We start from the raw sequence: 23,638 nt of genomic DNA, 5'->3' as shown, positions 1-23,638 counted from the left end.
CGCAAATATTCCTGTTTTTTCATTTTCCGGAGATCAGATGAACCCGGCTCCATTTTCCTGTCAGATACCGCATAAATGAGATGATATAGTTTGCCGCCCATCCCATGGGAACCGCGTACCATACCGCCTGTACTCCGATAATCGGGGCAAATACCGCCGCCACGATCACACGGATCGCCAGATTCACAAGGTTGGCAATCGTAAACACCACCACATCTCCCGCGCCCCGCAGCAGACCGTCTGTCGTCGCCTTCAGGCCGATAAACACGAAGAAGAAGGAGATAAACCGCACATACGCCATACCGGTCTGGAAAGCGGTCTCAGCGCTTCCCTCGTTTAGGAACCCGCGTATGAAGAGATCCCCCCACAGCTGCATGATTATGCAGATGACCACTGCAAAGAATCCGACCATGGCATAGCAGTAGCGATACCCCTGCTTCACCCGGTCCGGCCGCCCGGCTCCGATGTTCTGTGCAGTAAAGGTCGACATGGCATTGCCGATGGCAAGCATGGGTACGATGCAGATCGACTCGATCCTCGTACCCGCGGCAAATCCGGCCATGACCGCGGAACCGAAGACGTTCACCACCGACTGTACCAAAAGCATCCCGATATGGACGATCGACTGCTGAAGCGTGGAAGGGATCGCCACCCGCATCATATTGATCATCATCTTCATGTCGTAAAAATGAAACGCCTCCGTCACTTCATACGCCTTCAGGCGCTTCAGCAATATGGTGAAGGAGATCACCGCCGACAGCCCCTGAGCCATCAGCGTCGCCACCGCAACGCCTGCGACTCCCTGATGGAACCGGATTACGAAGAGCAGATCCAGCACAATATTCAGAAGCGACGAAAAGATCAGGAGATAGAGCGGCGTTCTGGAATCGCCCAGCGACTGGAATATAGCCGCCTGTACGTTGTACATGAACAGGAACGGAAGTCCCACAAAGTAAATGCTTAAATACACGGAGGCATCGGCAAATACGTTTTCCGGGGTGTTCATCCACGCCAGGATCGGCTCGTTAAACAGAAATCCCAGCGTGCCGAGAAGTACGCTCAGCGTCAGGAAGTTGATCAGTGTCGTAGAGATCGCCGTCTTCATATTCCCCAGCTGCTTCGCGCCCAGGAACTGGGACACTACCACGGAGCTTCCAATGCCTCCGCCGATGGCGATGGCAATAAAGACATTGGTAATGGAATAGGAAGCGCCGACAGATGCCAGCGCCTCCTCACTTACGAACCGGCCTACAACGACCGAATCCATAATATTATAAAACTGTTGAAATAAATTGCCCAGAATCATCGGCAGAGCGAACAGAAGCAACGCACTGCCCGGTGAATCGGTTATCATGTTTACTGCTTTTCTCTCTTTTTTCATACCCTTATTTTGAACCATTCCTATCCGAATATACGCCATCCGCAGATAAAGTTATTTCTCCACCAGCTGCTCAGGGCACGTTCTACGACACGTCCGTTACTTGAAGATGCATCAACCACCTTGCCGCCGCCTGCCACGATTCCCACATGGCCGCTTACGACGATGATATCGCCCGCCTGGAGACTGTTGAAATTCGTAATCTTCGTGTATTTTCCTACGCTTCGCCATCCGGCCGAGGTCAGATAGCTCTGCCGTACTCCCGCCTGATTCAGACAGTAATAGATGAAGCCGGAGCAGTCAAACGCGTTCGGCCCTTTTGCACCATAGACGTATGGACAGCCCAGCTTGGATCTGGCGATGGACAGCAGACCGCTGACGCCGGAGCCGCCTTTTACCGTTCCGCCCTTGGAACCGCCGCTACCACCGGATGAACCGCCTGAACCCGCCTTCTTTACGCTGCTTCCCGTTAGTTTATTCATCGTCTGACGGCCTACAGAACCGTCTGCTGTAAGGCCATTGTTGCTCTGGAAGGACTTCACCGCCTTTTCCGTCACTTCACCGTAATAGCCGGTAACATTGGCCGAAGATAAATAGCCGTATTTATTTAGCAGCTGCTGGATCCGGGTAACGGTCTCTCCCTGTTCCCCCAGCATCAGGCCGTTGGCCTGCGCCTCGGCACTGTTTAAGGCCACACGGGTGGATGGCCCGAGATAACCGTCAACCACCAGGTCGTTTCGCGCCTGGAACTGTTTGACCGCTGCCGCCGTATCATCGCCATACGCGCCGTCCGGTGTGGTCGTTAAATATCCCAGCTCCTTCAGCCGCGTCTGGCATGCAAGCACCACATCGCTCTTCTCTCCATAGGAAAGAAAATTCGGCTTGATCTCATCACTGTATAGAAGGTTAATCGTCTGCCGGCCCACCTTGCCATCCACATTCAGTCCGTTGACCTCCTGAAGCTTGATGACTGCGGCCTCCGTATCGTCCCCAAAGTGTCCGGTCACCAGATCTCCGGTAGCCAGATATCCCAGTTCGTAAAGGCGGTTCTGAATCCGCCTGATATCGTCACCATCAACATCCTTCGAAACCGCGTAGTACTTGGCGGAAGGAGCCATGATTGCCTTCAGCGTCTCCGGGCCGACAATACCATCCTGCGCCAGCTGATTCTGCCGTTGAAAAGTCTTGACCGCAGATTCGGTCATATTTCCAAAATACTGAGTCGGTTCATCATTGTCCATAAATCCAAGATCCATCAGCCGCTGCTGAAGGCTTGCTATAATGGGATGCTCCACGCCGTTTCGGATATACTCCGGAACGGGATTCTCATCCAGAACCGGAAGATCCGGCAGTACCGGCATCGGCTCCTCACCGATTGTCAGGATCTTTACCGGCTCGGGATTCTTCTCAGTCTCCAGCTCGATCGAGATGGAAGAGGGCTCGGGCGCCTCTGTCTCCTGCCCTGCGTCATTCTTTTTTCCGCAGCCTCCCAAAACCGCCGCGACAGCTGCGGCCAGAAGTACTTTATGTATAAAAGGTGTGTACCATCGTGCTTTTTTATTCATAAATCGGTATTCCTTTCCTTTTGTCGAATCAGGTCTATTTTAGCACATTTATAGGGAAAAAGGGAAGGAAATTTATCTCATACGGCTGAATAGTTGGAACAGTTCTGCCTTTACTTTCGTATCCTCCCTCCATTGCACAGTCGGCAGTCATATGGTATACTGAATAGGGTTAGAAATTGCTAACTCAGAAACTGAAAGGAGGTTTTATTATGGGAACATCTTTATTATGGGCGGCCGGCGGGACTGGCTTTACATTTTTAATGACCACGCTGGGCGCGTCTGTAGTTTTTTTCTTTCGCAAAGAAGTCAATGCATCTGTACAGAGAATTTTTCTGGGATTCGCAGCCGGAGTTATGGTGGCGGCTTCCGTATGGTCACTGCTGATTCCTGCCATTGAGGAAGCTTCCTTAAACGGTGGTATCGGCTGGATACCTGCCGCCGGAGGCTTTTTACTGGGCGTGTTCTTCCTGATCGCCCTCGATACCTATCTCCCCCACCTTCACCCGGACTGCAGTAATCCGGGCTGCAACGAGGCGGAGGGCGTGTCCTCCAGCTGGAAACGGACCACCCTGTTAGTCATGGCGGTTACGCTTCACAACATACCGGAGGGCATGGCGGTCGGCCTGTCCTTCGCATTGGCCGCACAGCATGGCAACGATCCGGCGCTCTACACCGCGGCCATGGCTCTCGCCATCGGTATCGGTATTCAGAATTTCCCGGAAGGTGCGGCAATCTCCCTTCCATTGCGCCAGGAAGGTCTTTCCACCGGTAAGGCATTCTTCCGCGGCAGTATGTCAGGTATCGTAGAACCCATCTTCGGTATCCTCACGGTGCTGGTGGCAGGCGCCATCGAGCCTCTGATGCCCTGGCTGCTCTCCTTTGCCGCAGGCGCCATGCTCTATGTCGTAGTGGAAGAACTGATTCCCGAAGCTCATTTAGGTGAACACTCCAACGCCGGTACACTGGGCGTTATGGGGGGATTTGTCATTATGATGATACTGGATGTGGCACTTGGGTGATAACATTTATGAGATGATATTTATACGATGTTGTTTATATGAAAAGAAGCGAAACGGTTTTTGTTATGGACCGTTTCGCTTCTTTTTACTTACCTTCTTTCGTAAATCCTGCCACTTGGAAATTTTTTCCTTCTCTGCTATACTGATACCATCACGTTCTGTTTGCATCTGACATTCAGTCTGAGGAGGGAGAATTTATTTATGAAAAAACTTACTGCTTCACATTTTAACGACGCCATGGCTTATGCCCTTCTGGAACCGGAATTCAACCTCTTCCTGATCGGGGATTTGGAAAACTACGGTCTGGAGTCGGAAAACGTCTCCGTATACACGGCCGACACCTGGACAGGGGGAACACTCCCCTACGTTATTCTGGATTACAGGAACAATTTCCTGTTCTACAGCCATACCGCAGATTACAATAAAGCTGAAGTCGCCGGATTTCTCTCCGGATTCCAGATGCGCAATTTAAGCGGGAAGCGGGAACTGATTGAGCCTCTGATACCGCTTTTAAAGGGTCTTGAGCTGGTTCCCACGTATCTGGCAAGGCTTGACCGGCCGGCCAGCCCCGATGATCCCGCTTTTCCAGCAAGACGCCTTGTCCCTGATGATATTGATGCTATCTACGCACTGTTAAAACAGATCGATGAATTCTTCTCCATGCGGAGTAAGACGGAGGCTGAAAACCAGGAAGATATCTTAAGTTCCATGGCCAACGAAGGCCGGATGTACGGGGTCTTTGAAGATGGGACGCTTGCAGCCGTAGCCGGAACCTCAGCCGAAAACTCCATGTCGGCCATGGTCGTCAGCGTTGCGACTCTGCCCGAATACAGAGGCCGCGGATACGCCACCCGGCTGGTAAACCGTTTATGCCGGGACTGTCTGGCGGACGGCATGAGATTCCTCTGCCTCTTCTATGATAACCCGGAGGCCGGCACCATCTACCGCAAGATCGGTTTTAAGGAACTGGGGCAATATGCTATGGTAAGAAGTATTAAAAGTATTGATCCCCATTGAGAAATAAGAGAAGATGCATGCCGCCCGGCTGCTGCCGGGTATAGAAAAAGCTTCCGCAAAAGCACCGCCCGTCAAACATTACGTTTGCCCGGTGCCTTTGCAGAAGCTTTCTCTATTTATTAAATCTCATACTTATGCTTCAGCCTCAGCCTCGCCAGCGACCTCGCCAGCGACGCCTCGAAATGCGAATGTTCCTGGATGCTCTTACTCTGTCTGAGCTGCTCCTCGGCCCTCTCCCTGGCCTCCTCGGCACGCCTCTCGTCAATATCCTCAGGACGTTCCGCAGTATCCACCAGAAGGGTGACACGGTTGTTGATAATCTGTACAAAACCATCGCCTACCACGCCGTTAATCCATTCGCCGCTTTCATTCATCAGTCTCATCTCGCCGATCGTAACTGCAATTACCATGTCCTCATGGTGCGGCAGAACCTCTTTTTCTCCGTCTAACAGGGGGATGATGAGCTTCTGGCACGGTCCCTTGAAGAACACCTTGTCAGTTGCAATGATCTGCAGAAAAAATGTATTTGCGCTCACAGGCCCTCACCTCTATCTGCCTTCCTCGGCTCCTAATGTCTTCGCCTTCTCGATTACCTCGTCGATCGTTCCCACGTTAAAGAACGCCGCCTCCGGATACTGGTCCATCTCACCTTCTACGATGGCCTTAAAGCCGCGCACCGTCTCCTTCAAAGGAACGTACTTTCCGGCAACGCCGGTGAAGTTCTCCGCCACGGAGAATGGCTGTGATAAGAATTTCTGGATCTTTCTGGCACGGTTTACTGTGGTCTTATCCTCATCGCCCAGCTCCTCCATTCCGAGGATTGCGATGATGTCCTGAAGCTCTCTGTATTTCTGAAGTGTCTCCTGAACCATTCTGGCCACCTCATAGTGTTCCTCGCCTACCACATCCGGTTCCAAAATACGGGAGTTGGATTCCAGCGGATCAACCGCCGGGTAAATACCCTGTTCCACGATCTTTCTCGAAAGAACCGTCGTCGCATCCAGATGGGCAAAGGTGGTCGCCGGAGCCGGATCCGTCAAGTCATCGGCCGGCACGTAAACCGCCTGAACCGAAGTAACAGAACCGTTCTTGGTGGAGGTAATTCTTTCCTGTAACTCGCCCATTTCCGTGGCCAGTGTCGGCAGCCAACAGCGGACGGCATACGTCCGAGCAGCGCGGACACCTCGGAACCGGCCTGAACGAAACGGAAGATGTTGTCGATGAACAGCAGCACGTTTTTATGCTCCTGATCACGGAAGTATTCCGCCATGGTAAGTCCCGTCTCCGCTACACGCATACGGGCTCCCGGCGGCTCATTCATCTGACCGAATACCAGGGCCGTTTTCTCGATAACGCCGGACTCTCCCATCTCGGTCCATAAGTCATTTCCTTCACGGGAACGCTCTCCAACACCGGTAAAGATGGAATATCCGCCATGCTCTGTCGCAATGTTATGAATCAGCTCCTGAATGAGGACCGTCTTACCTACACCGGCGCCTCCAAACAGACCGATCTTTCCACCCTTTGCATAGGGGGCCAGAAGGTCAATAACCTTGATTCCCGTCTCCAGGATCTCCGCTACCGGGCTCTGTTCCTCAAATGACGGCGGATCCCTGTGGATGACCCATTTCTCGCCTTCCTTTAACGGTTCGCCGTTGTCAATCGTCTCACCCAGGACGTTAAAAAGGCGTCCCAGTGTCTGCTCGCCGACAGGAACCCTGATTCCCGAACCGGTGGCCGTTACTTCCATATCTCTGCAGAGTCCTTCGCTGGAAGCAAGCATAATGCAGCGAACGGTATTATTTCCCAGATGCTGGGAAACTTCCATTACGCAGCGTTTTCCGTCATTATCTACCTCAAGGGCGTCCTTAATGCACGGCAGCTCCACGCCTTCCTCGAACTCTACGTCTACAACAGGCCCTAAAACCTGCACGATTTTTCCTTTATTCATAATCTGTTTCTCACAGTTGTGAGGACTCCTCCTCTCTGTTATTTTTTCTTCTTCTTTTTTTGGGCCTTGGCTCCGCTGATTACCTCGGTGATCTCCTGGGTAATGGCAGCCTGGCGGACCCGGTTATAGGTGATTGCCAGTTCATCCAGCATATCCTGCGCACTCTTCGTGGCAGCCTGCATGGCCATCATTCTGGAATTCTGCTCGCTGGAGTAGGATTCCACCAGACCGCCATAGATAAATCCGGCTATATAGTTAGGTACGATGGCATCGATCACCGCCTTGGGCGATGGCTTCATCGTGATTTCCTCCAGATGGATGTCGATCGGTATGCCCTGGGGCACGCTGAAATTAGACTTCGGAAGCGGTAAAAGCTGCGTAATCTCGGCCTCCATCTTCATTGCATTGACCATTCTGGTGTAAATCATGTATACCTCATCCAGTTTCCCGGACAGGAAATAATCCACGATTTTCTCCTCAATGATCCTCGCCCGGCTCATATTCGGGTTTTGCACCGTATACCGGAAATCCTGTTCTACCGGAATCCCCTTTCTCACAAAATACTGCTGGCCCAGCTCACCGACCACGAACAGCATGGGATTTCCTCCCTTGTCGATCTGTTCCTGTACCAGCTTGAATACGTTGTGATTGTATGCGCCCGCAAGGCCTTTGTCCGCGGTTACCACGATATACCCGATCTTCTTGTCTTCCGGCTTAATCTGCGGCCTCGTATCGAAATAAGGGTCCTCTATCTCCGGTGTATGCCTGACAATTCGGGAAATGGTCCTCTGGAGCGCATAGAAATAGGGTTCTGTATCGGTTAAGTTTTTTCTGGCCTTTTTAAGCTTTGACGAGGAAATCGTATACATCGCATTCGTAATCTTCATCGTACTCCTGATACTGTTCATCCTGCTTTGTATCTCTCTCGCATTTGCCATATCTTACACCTGCTTCTGTTTATTTGTTTCAGTCCACATTTCGAGTTTGCAGATCAACTCAAAATGACGCCATCGTGTTCTGTTTAAATTCTTTCACGCCGTCTAAAATGCTCTGCTTCAGCTCGTCGGAAAGAACTTTCTTCTCCTCGATCTCCTTCACAATTTCCGGATGCTTCTGCTCAAAGAATGCCAGCATTTCCTTCTGGAAACCCTTGATCTTTGACACTTCCACATCGAGAAGAAGCCGGTTATTAGCGGCTACCAGGCTGATGACCTGATCGTGTAAGCTCATCGGATGGCAGAGCGGCTGCTTTAACATCTCTGTCAGTCCCTTGCCATACTGGATCATCTCCTTCGTCGCCGGATCGAGGTCCGAACTGAACTGGGTAAATACTTCCATCTCACGGCACTGGGCCAGGTCGATACGAAGGCTTCCTGCCGCCTTCTTCATGGCCTTTGTCTGAGCTGCGCCGCCGACACGGGATACGGAAAGTCCCACGTTGACCGCAGGTCTCATACCGGAGAAGAATAAGTCACTCTCCAGGAATATCTGTCCGTCCGTGATGGAGATAACGTTTGTCGGAATATATGCCGAAACATCTCCGGCCTGTGTCTCAATAATCGGCAGCGCCGTAATGGAACCGCCGCCCTTTTCCTCACTCAGTCTGCTGGATCTCTCCAGAAGCCTGGAATGCAGATAGAACACGTCGCCCGGATATGCCTCACGTCCCGGGGAACGCTCAAGGAGTAAAGACAGCGCACGGTAAGCAACCGCATGTTTCGACAAATCGTCGTAAACGATCAGCACATCTTTTCCCTGATACATGAAGTACTCTGCCAGCGCCGTTCCGGAATAGGGAGCGATATACTGAAGCGGAGCCGGTTCACTGGCTGTCGAGGACAGAACGATGGTATAATCCATGGCTCCATACTGGCTTAATGTATTGACCATCTTCGCAACGGTGGAAGCCTTCTGGCCTACCGCCACGTAGATGCAGATCGTATCTTTGCCCTTCTGATTTAAAATGGCATCGATGGCAATCGAGGTTTTACCGGTCTGACGGTCGCCGATGATCAGCTCACGCTGGCCGCGGCCGATGGGGAACATGGAGTCAATTGCCAGGATTCCCGTCTCCATAGGCACCGAAACGCTCTTTCTGTCAATGATACCAGGCGCCTCATTCTCGATCGGGCGGTAATCGTCGGACTTGATGTCACCTTTCCCGTCGATTGCTGCACCCAATGCGTTGACAACTCTTCCTATATAAGCGTCGCCAACCGGGATACCGGCACGTTTCTTTGTTCTCGTAACCTTGCATCCCTCTTTAATCTCTCTATCTGAACCAAACAGGATACAACCGATGTCGTCCCGTCTGATATCCTGTACCATACCTTTTACACCGTTATCAAAGATAACGATCTCGCCGTACATGGCGTGGTCAATTCCATAAATCGTCGCGATTCCGTCACCGATTCCGATGACCGTGCCGACCTCCTGGTCTCTTGCATGTACGTCATAATCTTCAATCTCGCTTCTTAAGATGGAGATAATCTCATCTGAATTGATTGAACCCACGCTTCTCACCTCCGCATCAATATTTGCTCTAACTGTTTCATACGTCCTTTTATACTCCAGTCTGTCTCCATATCGCCGGTGCGGATCACAAATCCTCCGCCCAGACTGGAATCCTTAACAAGGCGGAGTTCCACATCCTGTTTCTGGTATTTCTTCATCAGCATCTGCTTAATTTTCTTAAGCTGCTCTGCGTCCGGCTCCGTCACATAATACAACGTTGCTCGCAGACTGCCTTCCTGTTCGCATGCATAGGCATGGTACGCTTCGAATACATCTTCGACCTCGCCCATGTCCTGATGTCCACAGAGCACCTTAAGAAAATTCCTCAGCTCTGCTGGAAATACCCGGTCAATGACGCGGTTTTTTTCGCTTTTTTTCACCACAGGGCTTACGAGGGCTTCCTTAAGCTGGGGAACCTCGCGAAACAGCACCTCCGCTTCTTCCACCATTTCCTTTGGAACCTTCAATTCGTAAAGCACCTGTCCGTAATTATTTGCTGCCTGCGTCATGAGAATCACCTGCTTCTGCTATATACTGGTCGTAGAGTGCCTGGTTCTTCCTATCGTCCATCTCGCCCTGCACAACCTTTGCCGCTGCTGCAAGTACCAGACCTGCAATCTGCGCTTCCGCTTCCCTCATTGCCTTTTCCTGGTCCGCATTCGCCGTCTTGTGGGCATTTTCGATAATTCTGTCCGCCTGCTCTCCGGCTTCTTTTATCATGCGCTCCTGTACAGTCTTCGCCTCTGCCTTTGCCTCTTCCACAAGCTTCTTTCCTTCTTCCGCCGACGCCGCCAGCTTCTCTTCATACCGGCTTTTAAGCTCGGACGCCTGGGACTCGGATGCCCTCGCATTTGTGATGCTTTGATCCACCATAGCCTGGCGTTTATTCATGATATCCATCACCGGTTTAATCAGGAAATGCTTGAGCAGAAGATACAGGACGATGACATTGACGATGTTCCACACAAGGTTAAAATCCAAACGTAACATCGAATTCGCCTGCCTTTCTATCTATATTCTTAACTTTCCGTCTGTCAGGCATTATTTTAAGAATAAGATGATTAACAGAGCGATAACGAAACCGTAAATAGCAGTTGCCTCTGCAAGAGCACAACCAAGTAATAAAGCCTTGCTGATCTTGCCTTCTGCCTCAGGCTGTCTTGCGATTGCGTCTACTGCCTTTGAAGTTGCCAGACCAATACCTACACCTGCACCTACACCTGTTAAAACTGCGATACCTGCACCAATAGCTGTTAACATAATAAATATCTCCTTTTCTCTTTTTAATTGTTTTGATTACTCCAACACTTTGGTTACTCCACTGCTTCTTTGATAAAGAGGGCAGTTAAGAATACGAATACATACGCCTGAATGAGTCCGTCAAAGATGTCAAAATACATGCTGAACGGAATCGGTATGATTGGCGCTACGAGCTGCTTAATCAGCTCCATGACTACAAACGAACCAAGCACGTTGCCAAAAAGACGCATACATAAAGACAACGGTTTAATAAAGATTTCCAGAATATTGATCGGAGCGATAATCGCTACCGGTTCTGCAAAGCTTTTTACCCATCCCTTAAGTCCCTTCTTATGGAAGCCCGCATATTCAATCAATACGATGCTCATAAGGGCAAGTGCCGCAGTCGCATTCAAGTCCTTGGTTGGTGGTTTGAAGCCGATTAAACCGATCAGATTCGCAACGCCGATGTAGATGGCTATGGATATCAGATACGGGATATATCTGCGCCCTTCTTCTCCAACCAGATCATCAAAGAATTTGTAAATGCCGCCGATTGCCACTTCCAGCGCCAGCTGCTTCTTCCCAGGATTCTCCACCTTTAAATTTCTCACCAGGCAGATGGAAAGTATGGTCAGCACCGCCATGATAATCCACGACACCACTACGGATTCAGCGATAGGAATTCCACCAAATACCGGAATGGTAAATACCGTTTCGCAGTTAAGTTCTTCCATTAACCTCTCTGCTAAATCCTCCGTAATGCTCACTTCCTTTCTTCAAGACTCTCTAATACTATTATAATACTTGTACTGATATTTGTACATTAAGTATACCGTGTATCATACTTGCATCTGCAACAATTGTCAACTTTTCCGCCGCTTCTTAACAAATCGTTAATGAGACTAATTGTTTGAACATTTGGAACAATTTTCCCGGAGTTATTTCTGAAATTCTTATTAAATTTTTAAGGAAAATATGAAGGAATTATGAACTTTATTAATTTGAACCCTAATTTTCTTAATTTTATACCAAAAATCATTTCAGTATTTTGTGAATTTTGACCGTGTTTTTTTTGTGTTTTTTATTTCCATCGTCATTACTACCTAAACGTTAAGTTAATATTCTGCAAATGATAGATAAAAAGGCTATCCCCATGGGACAGCCTATTATTTTGACCATCAAAACTTACAAATGGCTCATCTATGTTTTTTATAATATTTCCGAAAAACTCTTCCTATTAAATAGCTTATTCACCTGCTTTGAAGTTATAAATTGGTTTTATCACCTGAAGAATTTTTACCGTGGAATCGATGTACTTCACAATATCATCCATGGCCTTGTAAGCCATGGGACACTCGTCCAGAGTTTCTGCGCCCACCGATGTCGTATAGATTCCCTTCATCTCCTGTTCGAACTCTGCCACTGTAAACGCCTTTTTCGCCGCTCTCCGGCTCATCAGACGACCAGCGCCGTGAGGCGCGGACCAGTTCCACTCCTCATTGCCCTTTCCCACACAGATCAGGCTCCCTTCCTTCATGTTGATGGGGATGAGAAGTTTTTCTCCATTTCGTGCGGATACGGCTCCTTTTCTCAGAATCATGGCTTTCGTATCGATGTAGTTATGAATCGTCGTAAAGCTTTCCTCCACAGTCAGGCCCATTCCGCTTACAATCTCATCCATCATGGCCTTTCTGTTTAAAAGGGCGAAGTGCTGGACCAGCTTCATATCGTGAATGTAGTCCTCCATCTGCTGACCGCTTACGTACGCCAGCTCCCTGGGAACCGTGGTCTCACCGGACGCATGCAGCGCCTTGACAGCTGCCTCAATCTCTCCCTGCCGCCCCTGGGCCTTGTACGATTCGATCATCTGATTAATGGTTTCACGTGACGGCTCCTTTAAGCTCTTATACGCCAGATTCTGATAAAAACCGGCCGTCTCCAGCCCCAGATGACGGCTTCCCGAATGGATAACAAGATAAATATTACCGTCCTCATCCTGATCCGCCTCTATAAAGTGATTGCCGCCCCCAAGGGTGCCCATGCTTTTCTCCGCGCGTTCCAGATTGACAGCGCCTTGCTCCAGGCATTTAAGCTCCGTTAAATCAACCTCACCGTAATAGGGATGGGTCTTCTCCCTCACCAGGAACCCGGCCGGAATCCGCTCCTGAATCAGCGTGTCCAGCCTCTTTAGGTCGAGCCGGCGCTCCCGGATACGGACTGTCTCCATCCCGCATCCGATATCCACCCCAACGAGATTCGGCACCACCCTGTCATGGATCGTCATGGTCGTACCGATCGTACAGCCGGCGCCGGCGTGGACATCCGGCATAATCCGGATTCTGGCGTCCGCCGCGAATTCCATGTCGCATAACTGTTTAATCTGCTGGAGCGCCATATCTTCTACCACATCGGTATAGACAATGGCCTCATTGAATTTACCTTTTACCGTTTTCATTCGTTTCCTCTATGCCCTCTTTCCCGTTACCACCTTGCTTTTTTTACCGATTTTAACGCCCGATGCTTTATACTGGCTGCATCCGGCGCAGCATCCCTTTTTATCTGCATGAAGCCCTCTGGCGCATATGCCAAAGCCCATATAGTAAAGACATACTTCTTCTTTGACCTGTCTCATTGTAATCCCTCCTGAAATTTATATATTAATCTGTTTTTTATGAATATAGATGAATAAAGAGTCCGGCGATCCGGACTCTCGCACCGGAACGCGGCCGCTAAAGCGGCCATATTTCCTTAGCGCGAAGTGCGCATACCCGATAAAGCGGGGTACGCTGTCCCCCGAAGGTTTTTGTTTCGTAGGACGAATTTTCTATGAAACAAAAAAAGAGCCTTCCGGCTCTCCCAACGTCTTTAAATATTTCTGTCCTTATCTCGTTCTCTGATCCTGCCGCTAAAATCCAGTTATTTTAGGCAGCCGGATATCAAATACTTCCTGTAATCCCTATGCTCCCGCCTGGATTTTTGTAGAGTTCACTAAGGACTCTTCACATTCCTCCGGTTGGACATCAGGTGATTTCTTCGCCTCCTATTGGCGAACGATCAGGATGGACCATTTTAAGACTAAGCCTGTCGGCTGTCGGTTGAAACCGTATGATATCATCTGTATGCAGCTGTATTATATTTTGTGACTGTATAAACTGGTTTTGTATAAAGAATGAATAGCCGCGTCTCATCGCAGGTCCTCCTTTCTCTTTTCTTTCGATTACAGTATTCCTCACCATTATGGCTCTTCGAATACTCTATCATGGAAGGTTATGGAATGCAAGGGTATGACTGGAAGTGTAAGGATTATGTAAGGATTCCTATTACAGTTCAACATTCAGAAGCAGACTCCCCCACTTCTGAATGTTGAAGCCTCCAGCGGATGTGCAGAGCGCCCCAGTGTATTTTGTCATGCGCCCGGAATTGGAATGAGGTCTTTCACGAACCTGACATTTATGGTATGATGGATGCATAGCAAAAACAGAATTTTCAACTAATATTAAGGAGGTTTCTTATGGGAGAAATGATTTCTTCATTTGACGGAACAAAGCTTTACTTTAACAGAGAAGTGCCGGAACAGGCAAGAGCCGCTGCCGTTATTGTACATGGACTCTGCGAGCACCAGGGGCGGTACGATTATCTCGCAGATCTTTTCCATCAGGCAGGCATCGCTACATACAGGTTCGACCACAGGGGGCATGGCCGTTCCGAAGGGGAGCGCACGTATTATGAAGACTTTAACGAACTTCTGGATGATACCAATGTAATCGTGGACATGGCTATTGCAGAAAATCCCGATCTGCCGGTCTTCTTAATTGGCCACAGTATGGGTGGGTTTACCGTTGCGCTATACGGCGCAAAGTATCCGGATAAGAAGCTGCGCGGCCTGATCACCAGCGGCGCTCTGACGAAGGACAACGGCGGCCTGATTACCGGCGTTCCGAAGGACTTGGATCCGCACACCCTGCTTCCCAATGAGCTGGGCGCAGGCGTCTGCTCCGTAGCCGAGGTCGTAGACTGGTACGGAAAGGATCCCTATAACACAAAGACCTTTACCACAGGCCTGTGCTACGCCATCTGCGGCGGTCTCGACTGGTTTAACGGCGCTGTCAAGGACTTTACCTATCCGGTCCTCATGCTTCACGGAGAAAAAGACGGACTTGTAAGTGTAAAAGATACTTATGATTTCTTTGCTGCGGCACCGTCCAAAGATAAACAGATGAAAATTTACGGCGGACTCTTCCATGAGATCTTTAATGAATACTGCCGGGATGAAGTAATCGGAGATGCGGTCCACTGGATCGAGAAGAGAATTTAAGGCAGGGCAGCCCTCTAACAGCAAAAGCCCGCAGAATACGGTGCCGCACACGCGGCCGCCGTAATCTGCGGGCTCTCTGTTTCTGTATTTAGTGGCGTTTTACGAAACGTCCTTCTTTCATGATAACCTTCATGTTCTCCACGCAGATATTTCTGATATTCTCCAGCGGGTTGCCGTCGATAACCAGTAAATCAGCGCTCTTGCCTTCTTCCAGAGTACCCGTTACGTCTGCAACCTTCAGCATCTCAGCGCCTACCTTGGTAGCGGCAACGATGGTATCCATCTCGCTGATGCCTGCGCATTCTACGAAGGAGTACATCTCGCCCATGGCGGTATAGCCGTATGGTGTCAGGCTGGAGCAGAAGGAGTCGGAACCGATGGTTAAGCCGATACCCTTGTCTTTTGCTCTTCTAAGGTTTGCGTAAACACGGTTAAGTTCCTTTTCAACCACATCCTTGCCCGGGAACTTGTCATGGATTTCCGGTACGTATGTCGGCGGATACGTCTTGAACCACTCATGTAAGAACTGAATCGTCGGGCAGAAGTAGATGCCTTTTTCCGCCATGATATCGAGACACTCGTCATTTAAAGCCTGGCCATGGATGATCAGATGAACGCCGGCCTTTGCACAGTCTAATGCGCCGCCAAAGCCTTCACAGTGAGCCCATACCGGGATTCCTACCATATTGCATTCGTCTACAACTGCCTGGATTTCCTCCATGCAGTAATGCTGATCCAGCTTCTGATCCCAGCGCCAGATTCCGCCGCCGGTTGCCCAGATCTTGATGGCGTCCGGGTTGTCACGCAGCCTTCTTCTCACTGCTTTTCTTAAATCCCACGGTCCGTCGATACGCTCAGCCCACGGATGGCCTAAATCGTTATGCTCTTTTAAGAGCTTATGGGAATCGCCATGGCCTGCTGTACGGCAGAATCCAAGTCCTGTACCGACAACACGCGGTCCTTCCATGATTCCGGCTTCCACCATATCACGGATTGCAAGTCCGTTACGTCCGATCTCACCAACGGTGGTAAGACCTGTCTCCAGACATTCATGCGCCTGCTGAACAGCTACAACTGCCTTCTGCTCAACGCTCTCCAGTACCCAGTCACTGTCATCATCCGTTAAGTTACCGGAGAAATGCAGATGTGTATCAATTAAACCAGGCATAATTGTCTTTCCTGAAACATCTACGATTTCATACTCCGTACCAAATTCTTTTCCAGCACCCGCATAGGCGACTTTTCCGTCTTTTACCAGAACCAGGGAATCCTTAATTGGCTCTGCACCGGTACCATCGATCAGCAGTCCGCCGACAAATGCGGTATCTTTTAATTCTTTCTTCATGATAAAACCTCCTTTAATTTTTAGATATATTATTTTTTCTGTGAAAACATTTTTAAGATGAGGCCAACTACCAGCCAGCCTGCTACGATCAGCCATTCTACCGGCTTTAAGGCCGCCGGGCTCATCGGGATAACCATTAATGCAATAATGATGGAACCGGCCAGACAGGCGGCTCCGATTCCCAGCTTACCGCCGGGTACTTTATACGGTCTTGGAAGATCCGGTTCCGTCGTTCTCATACGAAGACAGGCGAAACTCACCATGGTGCAGGAGAAAATAAATGCCAGCGCGGATACATTGGTCAGCGGGACCAGCATTTTCTTGCCCAGGAACGGTCCGACTATAGTTAAGCATGCAAGAAGTATGTTGGCCATTTTCGGCGCGCCGCTTTTCGGATCAATTTCAGCAAATTTCTCCGGAAGCTGACCCTTTCGTCCCATGGCCAGCATGATTCGGCTGGTGGCGCCATAGAAGGAGTTCATCGGTCCCATCGGCCCCAGGGTTGCGATTACCAGCATGATGACATACAGGAACATGTTGATGTCTCTTAAGCAGGCCAGAGCCGGCACGGAGCTCTTTACAAAATCGGACCACGGAATAATGGTTCCGAAGGAATAGATACAGATCATATAGAAGCCGCCGGCAGCCAAAAGCGCCATGCTGATTACCTTGCCGAATTTATTCCAGTCAAGGCCTTCCGCCGCTTCCTCCGCCTGCTGCGGAATCGTATCAAATCCCGCATAGAAGAACGGTGTCATGACAAGGACGGATACAATTCCGGCAAACATGTTTGTTGCGCTCGTAGAGGAACCGGCACCATCCACCTGTCCGAAAGCAGGTAAAATATTGTGCGGACCGCCTTTTACAAAGGATATAGCCATGGCCAGAAGCATGCCGCCCAGCAGCGCCTTTGTTAAGAACGCCTGCAGCTTGGCAGCGGAGCTCGCACCCTTAAAGTTTAAGAAGATTACGTAGCACGCAAAGCCCAGAGCGATGATTGTCGGGAACAGATACACATCGGCCCCCATAATCGTATAGAGCTTTACGGAGCGAAGAAACGGCAGCATATCGCCGAACATATCAGAAACCAGTGTGGAGATTGCGATTGCCTCCCACGGACACAGGATTCCGTTTCCAAGTGCCAGGAACCAGCCCGTTATGTATGAAACGTTTTTGCCGAAGGTTCTGTCCACGTACTCGACGATACCTCCGGATATCGGTATTGCCGCCGTCAGTTCCCCGAACACTGCGCCAATCGGAAGCAGAAATAACGCGCCGATGAAAAATGCAATCATTGCAGCGATCGGACCGCCGCCGATAATCATCCAGTCACCAACCAAGAGCACCCAGCCCGTCCCGATGATCGCGCCGAAACCTATTGTGAAGTAGTTCCAGATGGATAGGGTTTTCTGCATACCCGTTCCTTCCGGAGCTGTCTGTTTGGAACCAGCCATAGAATTAATTCCCCCTTTTATTTGGTATATGTGTCACTTGACAAATGCCATTTTAACTCTTATGATTTTATAGTCAATTATCTGTGCAGAAAAGACATTTTTCATGTCAGAAACGGCACCTGATTTAGCTATTTTTAATCTGTCCGCATCGGCGGATGGATTCGGAAAGGGGAAGCCTTATGTATAAAGTTGCAATATGTGATGACAATCCGGCAGACTTGCAGTTAATAACGGATTATCTGACAGAACCTGAATTTCACTATCCGCTGGAGCTGTCCTCCTTCCACGACGGAGTAGAGCTGGCGCAGGCATATAAAAAGGAAGGACAGTTCGACTTAATCATCCTCGATATGATGATGGACCGGTTAAATGGGATCGAAACTGCCCTGAAGATACGGAAAGTGGATCAGAATGTGGCCATTCTCATCGTGACGGCAACTGTGGAATACGCCATCGAGGGCTATAAGATTAATGCGGCCCGTTACATCGTCAAGCCGGTATCAAAGCCGGAATTTCAGAAAATTACAAAGAATATATTCGCCTCCATCGATAAAAAGAGGGGGGCTTATTACCGTTTTCCCAGCAAGAGCGGGACTACCGTCATATCCATGGAAGATATCTTCTATTTTGAATCGGATATCCGGTCTATCCACATCTCCTCCAGACAGGGCGACTATACCTTTACCGGACGGATCAGTGCCGTCGAGGAGCAGACGGAAGGCCATGGCTTTCTCAGGGTCCATAAGAGCTTTATCGTGAACCTGAAGCACGTTCACAACATTTTTAAGGATTCCGTAACGCTGGATAACGGAGAGGTGATTCCCTTAAGCCACCACCGCCACAGAGAAGTAAATCAGAAATTTTTAGATTATATGGAGGAGCAGATCATATGACGGTCTATTACCAGCTGCTGCTAGACACGATTCTGTCATGTGCCGAGACACTGATTCTGTTTCAGATGTACCGCGCCTTCTTAAGGCGCAACTCCCGCCCCAATAAATACTATTACCTGGGGCTTTTTTCGTATTTCGTTTTTCAGCTTGTCACGTATGCCGGCCGCTGGCCGCTGTTTTCCGCGTGGACCTACTATCTTTTGTTTACGCTTCTGCTGGCCTGCCTCTTTTTCGCGGATGCGCTTCAGATTAAGATCCTCGTGACGTACCTCTTTGTCACCCTGCATTACTCATGCAAGCTGGCCTGTTCCACATTTTTCATGGCGCTAAAGCACGCGGATCTGCCGTCGGTCCCTTCCAATCTGATTCAGAGCCCACTGTCACAGATTGCGGCCTGCGTCGTATTTATCCTGTTTACCTGGCTGTTCATCTACTTCCGAAGCATGCGCCGCCACAATAAATACAACCTGTATTCCGCCATCACCTACTTAGCGCCGGCCGGAATCCTCTTTATCGTCATACATCAGTTTTATCTGCGGACCATCAACCAGACCGCGCCGTTTTATTTATCGGAATCCGGGATTCTCATGTGTACGTCCTTCGCGCTGTTCTATCTGATCGACAAGACCGAGATGATCGACGAGGCAAGTGAGCGGAGTCTGATGGCGTCCAAGCTTCTGGAGCATCAGAAAGATTATTACAAGAGTGTGGAAAAGTCCCAGCACGAGGTCGCGGCCATGCGCCACGATCTGAAAAACCATCTGCACTGCATCGCATCCTTCATCGAACTGGAGCAGTATCAGGATGCGCTTCATTACATCGACGAGATTTACACCGATTCCAGACACCTGTCTTCCACGGTCAACATTGGGAACAATTTGATCAGCATCCTGCTGAACGATGCCAAAGAACGGGCCTCCCTGAACAACATCCGCATGACAGTAAATGTCATGGTTCCGCCGGACTTACCGATCGACAACGTGGACTTATGCATTATTCTGGGAAACTTACTGGACAACGCCCAGGAAGCCTGCTGCCGCATGGAGGGAGACACGAAGGACCGCTTCATTGACGTGGAAATCCTGTTTAAGAAGTCCTTTCTTATTATTAAGGTCACAAACTCTTATAACGGCCAGTACATCCTGAAGGAAAACCAGTATGAAAGTGTTAAAAAAGGCCAGCATTTCTGTGGAATCGGACTCTCCAACGTTCGCACGACGGTGGAAAAGTACGACGGAGAGATGAAGGTCACCCCGAACGAAAAGGAGTTTGTCGTTACGGTCATGTTAATGCTGCTGGGTACCTAAAAAACCAGGGCAGAGAAAACAATTTTCCTGAAACAAGAATTGTTTTTTCTGCCCTGGTTTTCTATTATAGATTCCCGTCATCCCACAGGCTGCCTCTCACGATTACAGAAAGAACATCTTCCAGAGAGCGGAGCCTGTCATGATCAGGGCGAAGGCGTAGCTGATCACCATACAGATCTGAAGTACCCGCGGAGTCTTTAATCCGGCATTAACGTCTTTGCGGAAGATCAGCCGGCAGACGAAGAATCCGCCAAACGGCGTAGCGATCGCAGTTGCAATATTGGCAATGAAGATCAGCTGAGTGGGGGAACCGCCGTAGCTGTAACAGACGACTGCCGCAAAAGCGATGCAAAGAAGGCAGCCCCAGCGGATAAACTTCGTCTCCAGCCCCACCGGCTTATCGATTCCGGCGGCAAGCAGCACCATACCACGCTGTGTATTTCCAAGCAGTGAGGAAAACCCTGCTGCAAGCAGCGCAATGCCCATAACGACCGGCGCGGCTTTGCCTAAAAATGGAATCAGCAGATCGCCCAGCTGGGCCGGAGCCTTAATTGCTGTTCCTGTCGGATGCAGTACTATCGCACCGACTAAAACTATCGCCCCTGATATCAGGATGACAGCGGCCACATGGGCGATGGCGTCAGCAAGCATGATTCCGTTGAACAAATCTTCTTTTTTCCACTTCTTTTCAACGCCCAGATACGTTCCGTAAATGCCCGCTGTGATGGCCGCATTGGTGCTTATGTAGGCCAGCGCCGTAGTAAGGCTGCCATCCGCGATCTTCCAGTGGGTGAGCCCCCTGCCAAGCTCTCCCCATGCCGGTCCGCCCGTGGCCGCAAGCGTGGCATAAAAGCAGATGATCATTCCCAGAATACACAGCGTGATCAGTTTTTCCACCTTGGAATAAACCCCTTTGGTAAAATAACACACCAGAATAATAGCTATCATTATAAGAGAGCCCAACTTCCAGTTCATTCCGAAGATGAGGTTCATACCGGCTCCCGATCCTGTGATATTCCCCATGGTAAAGAACAGGCACGAGAAAAATGTGGCCATGCCAACAATCACTGCCGCCCCCTTTCCATAATAATGCCGTATTGCATGGATCACCGGCATTCCCGTAAGCATAGAGAGCCGATATGTCGTGAGCATAAATGTGATTCCCATAAATGCAATGGGAATCACCAGCCATATCATGGAATACCCATAGTTGGAGCCCAGCATTGCAGATGTCGTTATGTTTCCGGGTCCGATTACGACCCCCGCCAGAATAATACCCGGACCAATACGTTTTAACAGTTCCAGAATTGATGCTTTTTTGACTTTTGTCTGGTCAAATTCTTCCCCCATATTCTCACCTCTCCTGATAAAAGGCGGTGTCGGCTGCCTCCGGCACCGCCTTTTTATAATCCTTTCGATTCTCTGATTTTACATTTGGATTTTATTACTGGATTTCATTACTGGATTTCATTATTGATTACTGAAACTGGCTCATGTCCACTTTTTCCATGCCGCTGTTCTTAAGTCCCAGCGCGATCCAGTCCTTCTCTTCCTGGTTCAGGGGAAGCACAGGCTTACGCATTAAGCCGCTGGAGAATATGCCGCGCTGTACGAGAGCCTCTTTCAGCCGTGCATGGGCCTCGCCGGATGGCTGGCCGCCGCCGTAAATAGCCTGTGAAATGTGATAGATCCGGTCTGACCAGTCCTGGGCCTCTTTTAATGTGTGCTTTTCCGGATTGGCGAATACCTCGCGGGCCGGGCAGATGATCTCCGGTACACAGCCTGCAAAGCCGATTAAGGCGCCGTCCATTCCCGGGAACCAGCTGACACAGAGTGTCTCATCATGGCATGTAATCAGAGAGATATCCGGGCACTCCTGACGAAGGAGGCGAACGTCATGCTCATAGATGGAGGTGACACGGGTTCCCATCTTGATACATTTTACGTGGTCGATTTCTTTACACATTTTAATCAGTGTCTCAACCGGATAAAACGCCTTGCTGGTGGCCGGATAGAGGTGAATGATGATATCGATATCCGCGCCCTCTGCCACGTCCTTCACATACTCAAACGGTGCGTCCGCATGCATGCCAAAGCGCAGCCACATGTGAGGAGGCATCAGCAGGATTCCGTCCGCTCCGGCTTCCTTTGCTTCCTTTGCCATCTCAATGGATTCTATGGTGTTCTCGCAGTTGATTCCGGAGATGATCGTCATAATATCGCCGCATTCCTCGCTGCAGATTTCAACCACACGCTTCCGCTCCGCACGGGAAAGCCCTGTGATCTCACCTGTATGGCCGTTGCACACCAGTCCCTGGATTCCCTTATTATAGAAAGTCTTCATCCAACGGAGGTAAGCACGGAACTCCGGTTCATTGATTGTATAGTCGTCATTTAAAGGTACGGATACTGCCGGGAAAACTGTTTTAAAATTTTTTACTTTTGCCATAATTTTAATCTCCTTCTTATTTTATAAGCCTGATCTGTTTGATTCAATCTGCCTTACTTAATCTGTTTTTCCAATCTGTTTATTCAATTTGAATGTCATCTGACACAGCGGTCTGCCCCGAAATCTACTTCACCATCGCGCGCTGGTGTTTCAGCTTCGTTTATGCAATCGTTTGTATGTCTGTAGCTCCTTTATACCATACCGCAATGCGGCGGTCAATAGATATGGCCCGACCTGCAATTTATTGCATACAGCCTACAAATATTTGTATAAAGTATAGTATATTTTGTTTATATCCATAGTTTTTGTGCAATATTACCGTCATTTTAATAAATTGAAACGTGTTACGCTTAAGAAAAGAAGGTTTCGATCTTCCCCCGTAATTCTTTCGTATTTCTCCTGCATTTTGCTTGTAATCCGCTTTAATCTGTACTATATTGTTATTATAGGCAAACGATTGTATATAATGTTCTGCAAAAATAAATGGAAAAGGATTGATCATATGGCTACTTTAAAAGATGTTGCAAGACTGGCATGTGTCGATGTAAGCACGGTTTCCCGGGCGCTGAACAATACTTCCTATGTCCATCCGGATACAAAGGCCCGAATTTTCGCAGCCGTGAAGGAATTAAGCTATCAGCCCAACGTTCTTGCCCAGGGACTGCGTCAGGGAAAACGCCATACCATCGGTGTCGTCGTTCCCCGTCTTCATTTGACGCTGTTCGCCGATATTACCCAGAGTATCGAATCGGAATCGCGAAAGCTGGGATATGCGACGCTCATCTGTCACACGGAGGATGACCCGGTCATCGAGAAAGAGTGTTTAAACCGCCTGCGCAATGGTTTCGTGGATGGCATTATCATAGCCGGTACAGGGCGTAACGGCCACCTCCTGCGGGATATCCACGCCGGAGGCATTGCGGTGACCCAGATCGTCCGGAAGCAGGAAGGCAGCATCAGCAGCGTCATTGCCGATTACGACGCCTGCGGCTACGACACCGTCAGATACCTCTATTCCAGGGGCTGCCGGGAAATCGGCCTGATCAACGGCACCACAAGCCTTGCGCCCTACCGGGAGCGCTATAACGGCTATCACCGGGCCATGGAAGAGCTGGGGCTGACAGAAACCTGCGCCACCTCTCCGATGCCGGGCAACAATTTTGAATACGGGTATCAGTGTATAGAAGAT

At 49.6% G+C, this 23,638-nt stretch carries 21 protein-coding genes and 1 pseudogene; 6 read left to right on the top strand and 16 right to left on the bottom strand.

Translation table 11 applies throughout. From position 1 onward, the window contains the following. Window positions 1-19 precede the first annotated feature (19 nt). On the bottom strand, window positions 20-1,399 hold the full coding sequence (locus ACLTD4_RS00110; RefSeq protein ID WP_029467027.1) for an MATE family efflux transporter: 1,380 nt from the start codon (window positions 1,397-1,399) through the stop codon (window positions 20-22). A gap of 2 nt (window positions 1,400-1,401) precedes the next feature. Beyond that, a complete protein-coding gene (locus ACLTD4_RS00105) occupies window positions 1,402-2,943 on the bottom strand; it encodes a peptidoglycan-binding protein (protein WP_117621879.1) in 1,542 nt (513 codons plus the stop codon). Window positions 2,944-3,152: 209 nt separating this feature from the next. Here ACLTD4_RS00105 and ACLTD4_RS00100 point away from each other — a divergent pair, with 209 nt between their 5' ends. After that, complete coding sequence (locus ACLTD4_RS00100; RefSeq protein WP_117621878.1) at window positions 3,153-3,962, top strand: ZIP family metal transporter; 810 nt, start codon at window positions 3,153-3,155, stop codon at window positions 3,960-3,962. Window positions 3,963-4,163: 201 nt separating this feature from the next. Next, a complete protein-coding gene (locus ACLTD4_RS00095) occupies window positions 4,164-4,979 on the top strand; it encodes a GNAT family N-acetyltransferase (RefSeq protein WP_117621877.1) in 816 nt (271 codons plus the stop codon). A gap of 119 nt (window positions 4,980-5,098) precedes the next feature. Here the strand turns inward: ACLTD4_RS00095 and atpC are convergent, their stop codons facing one another. The 10 genes and pseudogenes from atpC to ACLTD4_RS00045 all read right to left on the bottom strand — a co-directional run bounded on the left by atpC (window position 5,099) and on the right by ACLTD4_RS00045 (window position 13,318). Next, window positions 5,099-5,515, bottom strand: coding sequence for an ATP synthase F1 subunit epsilon (gene atpC, locus ACLTD4_RS00090; protein ID WP_002605329.1), 417 nt, complete (start codon window positions 5,513-5,515; stop codon window positions 5,099-5,101). Window positions 5,516-5,527: 12 nt separating this feature from the next. Then, a pseudogene (locus ACLTD4_RS00085) lies at window positions 5,528-6,856 on the bottom strand (hypothetical protein). Window positions 6,857-6,968: 112 nt separating this feature from the next. Then, the gene (gene atpG / locus ACLTD4_RS00080; RefSeq protein WP_055660055.1) at window positions 6,969-7,868 is read right to left on the bottom strand and encodes an ATP synthase F1 subunit gamma; all 900 of its coding nucleotides are present in this window, start codon (window positions 7,866-7,868) and stop codon (window positions 6,969-6,971) included. Window positions 7,869-7,926: 58 nt separating this feature from the next. Continuing rightward, a complete protein-coding gene (gene atpA, locus ACLTD4_RS00075) occupies window positions 7,927-9,444 on the bottom strand; it encodes a F0F1 ATP synthase subunit alpha (protein ID WP_055660057.1) in 1,518 nt (505 codons plus the stop codon). 5 nt (window positions 9,445-9,449) lie between these two features. Beyond that, window positions 9,450-9,953, bottom strand: coding sequence for an ATP synthase F1 subunit delta (gene atpH / locus ACLTD4_RS00070; protein ID WP_002605333.1), 504 nt, complete (start codon window positions 9,951-9,953; stop codon window positions 9,450-9,452). Further along, window positions 9,934-10,434, bottom strand: a complete 501-nt coding sequence (gene atpF, locus ACLTD4_RS00065) for a F0F1 ATP synthase subunit B (RefSeq protein WP_055660058.1) — start codon at window positions 10,432-10,434, stop codon at window positions 9,934-9,936. The genes atpH and atpF overlap by 20 nt, the downstream gene beginning before the upstream one ends. Window positions 10,435-10,485: 51 nt before the next feature. Next, window positions 10,486-10,704, bottom strand: coding sequence for an ATP synthase F0 subunit C (atpE, locus tag ACLTD4_RS00060; protein ID WP_002605335.1), 219 nt, complete (start codon window positions 10,702-10,704; stop codon window positions 10,486-10,488). A 53-nt stretch (window positions 10,705-10,757) separates the two neighbouring features. Further along, window positions 10,758-11,420, bottom strand: a complete 663-nt coding sequence (locus ACLTD4_RS00055) for a F0F1 ATP synthase subunit A (RefSeq protein ID WP_002605336.1) — start codon at window positions 11,418-11,420, stop codon at window positions 10,758-10,760. 512 nt (window positions 11,421-11,932) lie between these two features. After that, window positions 11,933-13,141 (bottom strand): RtcB family protein, encoded by a 1,209-nt coding sequence (locus ACLTD4_RS00050; RefSeq protein WP_117621876.1) that lies wholly within the window; start codon window positions 13,139-13,141, stop codon window positions 11,933-11,935. A gap of 9 nt (window positions 13,142-13,150) precedes the next feature. Then, window positions 13,151-13,318: a hypothetical protein gene (locus ACLTD4_RS00045; RefSeq protein WP_002605338.1), complete on the bottom strand. Its 168-nt coding sequence runs from the start codon at window positions 13,316-13,318 to the stop codon at window positions 13,151-13,153. A gap of 879 nt (window positions 13,319-14,197) precedes the next feature. On the opposite strand from ACLTD4_RS00045, the gene ACLTD4_RS00040 reads away from it, so the two are divergent. Beyond that, window positions 14,198-15,001, top strand: coding sequence for an alpha/beta hydrolase (locus ACLTD4_RS00040; RefSeq protein WP_117621875.1), 804 nt, complete (start codon window positions 14,198-14,200; stop codon window positions 14,999-15,001). A gap of 88 nt (window positions 15,002-15,089) precedes the next feature. Here the strand turns inward: ACLTD4_RS00040 and ACLTD4_RS00035 are convergent, their stop codons facing one another. Together ACLTD4_RS00035 and ACLTD4_RS00030 are read right to left on the bottom strand one after the other, a co-directional pair. Beyond that, on the bottom strand, window positions 15,090-16,346 hold the full coding sequence (locus tag ACLTD4_RS00035) for a metal-dependent hydrolase family protein (RefSeq protein WP_055660065.1): 1,257 nt from the start codon (window positions 16,344-16,346) through the stop codon (window positions 15,090-15,092). Between the two features lie 29 nt (window positions 16,347-16,375). Further along, entirely contained in the window at window positions 16,376-17,800 is a 1,425-nt protein-coding gene (locus tag ACLTD4_RS00030) for an APC family permease (protein WP_055660067.1), read from the bottom strand. A gap of 179 nt (window positions 17,801-17,979) precedes the next feature. On the opposite strand from ACLTD4_RS00030, the gene ACLTD4_RS00025 reads away from it, so the two are divergent. Continuing rightward, complete coding sequence (locus ACLTD4_RS00025; RefSeq protein ID WP_117621874.1) at window positions 17,980-18,693, top strand: LytR/AlgR family response regulator transcription factor; 714 nt, start codon at window positions 17,980-17,982, stop codon at window positions 18,691-18,693. After that, the gene (locus tag ACLTD4_RS00020) at window positions 18,690-20,000 is read left to right on the top strand and encodes a sensor histidine kinase (RefSeq protein ID WP_055660069.1); all 1,311 of its coding nucleotides are present in this window, start codon (window positions 18,690-18,692) and stop codon (window positions 19,998-20,000) included. The genes ACLTD4_RS00025 and ACLTD4_RS00020 overlap by 4 nt, the downstream gene beginning before the upstream one ends. Window positions 20,001-20,102: 102 nt before the next feature. Here ACLTD4_RS00020 and ACLTD4_RS00015 read toward each other — a convergent pair whose 3' ends face one another. Together ACLTD4_RS00015 and ACLTD4_RS00010 are read right to left on the bottom strand one after the other, a co-directional pair. After that, window positions 20,103-21,350: an Nramp family divalent metal transporter gene (locus ACLTD4_RS00015; protein WP_055660071.1), complete on the bottom strand. Its 1,248-nt coding sequence runs from the start codon at window positions 21,348-21,350 to the stop codon at window positions 20,103-20,105. 127 nt (window positions 21,351-21,477) lie between these two features. Then, window positions 21,478-22,449: a dihydrodipicolinate synthase family protein gene (locus ACLTD4_RS00010; protein WP_055660073.1), complete on the bottom strand. Its 972-nt coding sequence runs from the start codon at window positions 22,447-22,449 to the stop codon at window positions 21,478-21,480. Window positions 22,450-22,951: 502 nt separating this feature from the next. Between ACLTD4_RS00010 and ACLTD4_RS00005 the strand changes: the two genes are divergently transcribed. Next, window positions 22,952-23,638 (top strand): LacI family DNA-binding transcriptional regulator (locus tag ACLTD4_RS00005; RefSeq protein ID WP_412331071.1); only part of this gene is annotated, 687 nt, incomplete at its 3' end.

This window comes from Hungatella sp., from assembly GCF_046966825.1.
This window is presented reverse-complemented; position numbering and strand designations above follow the sequence as displayed.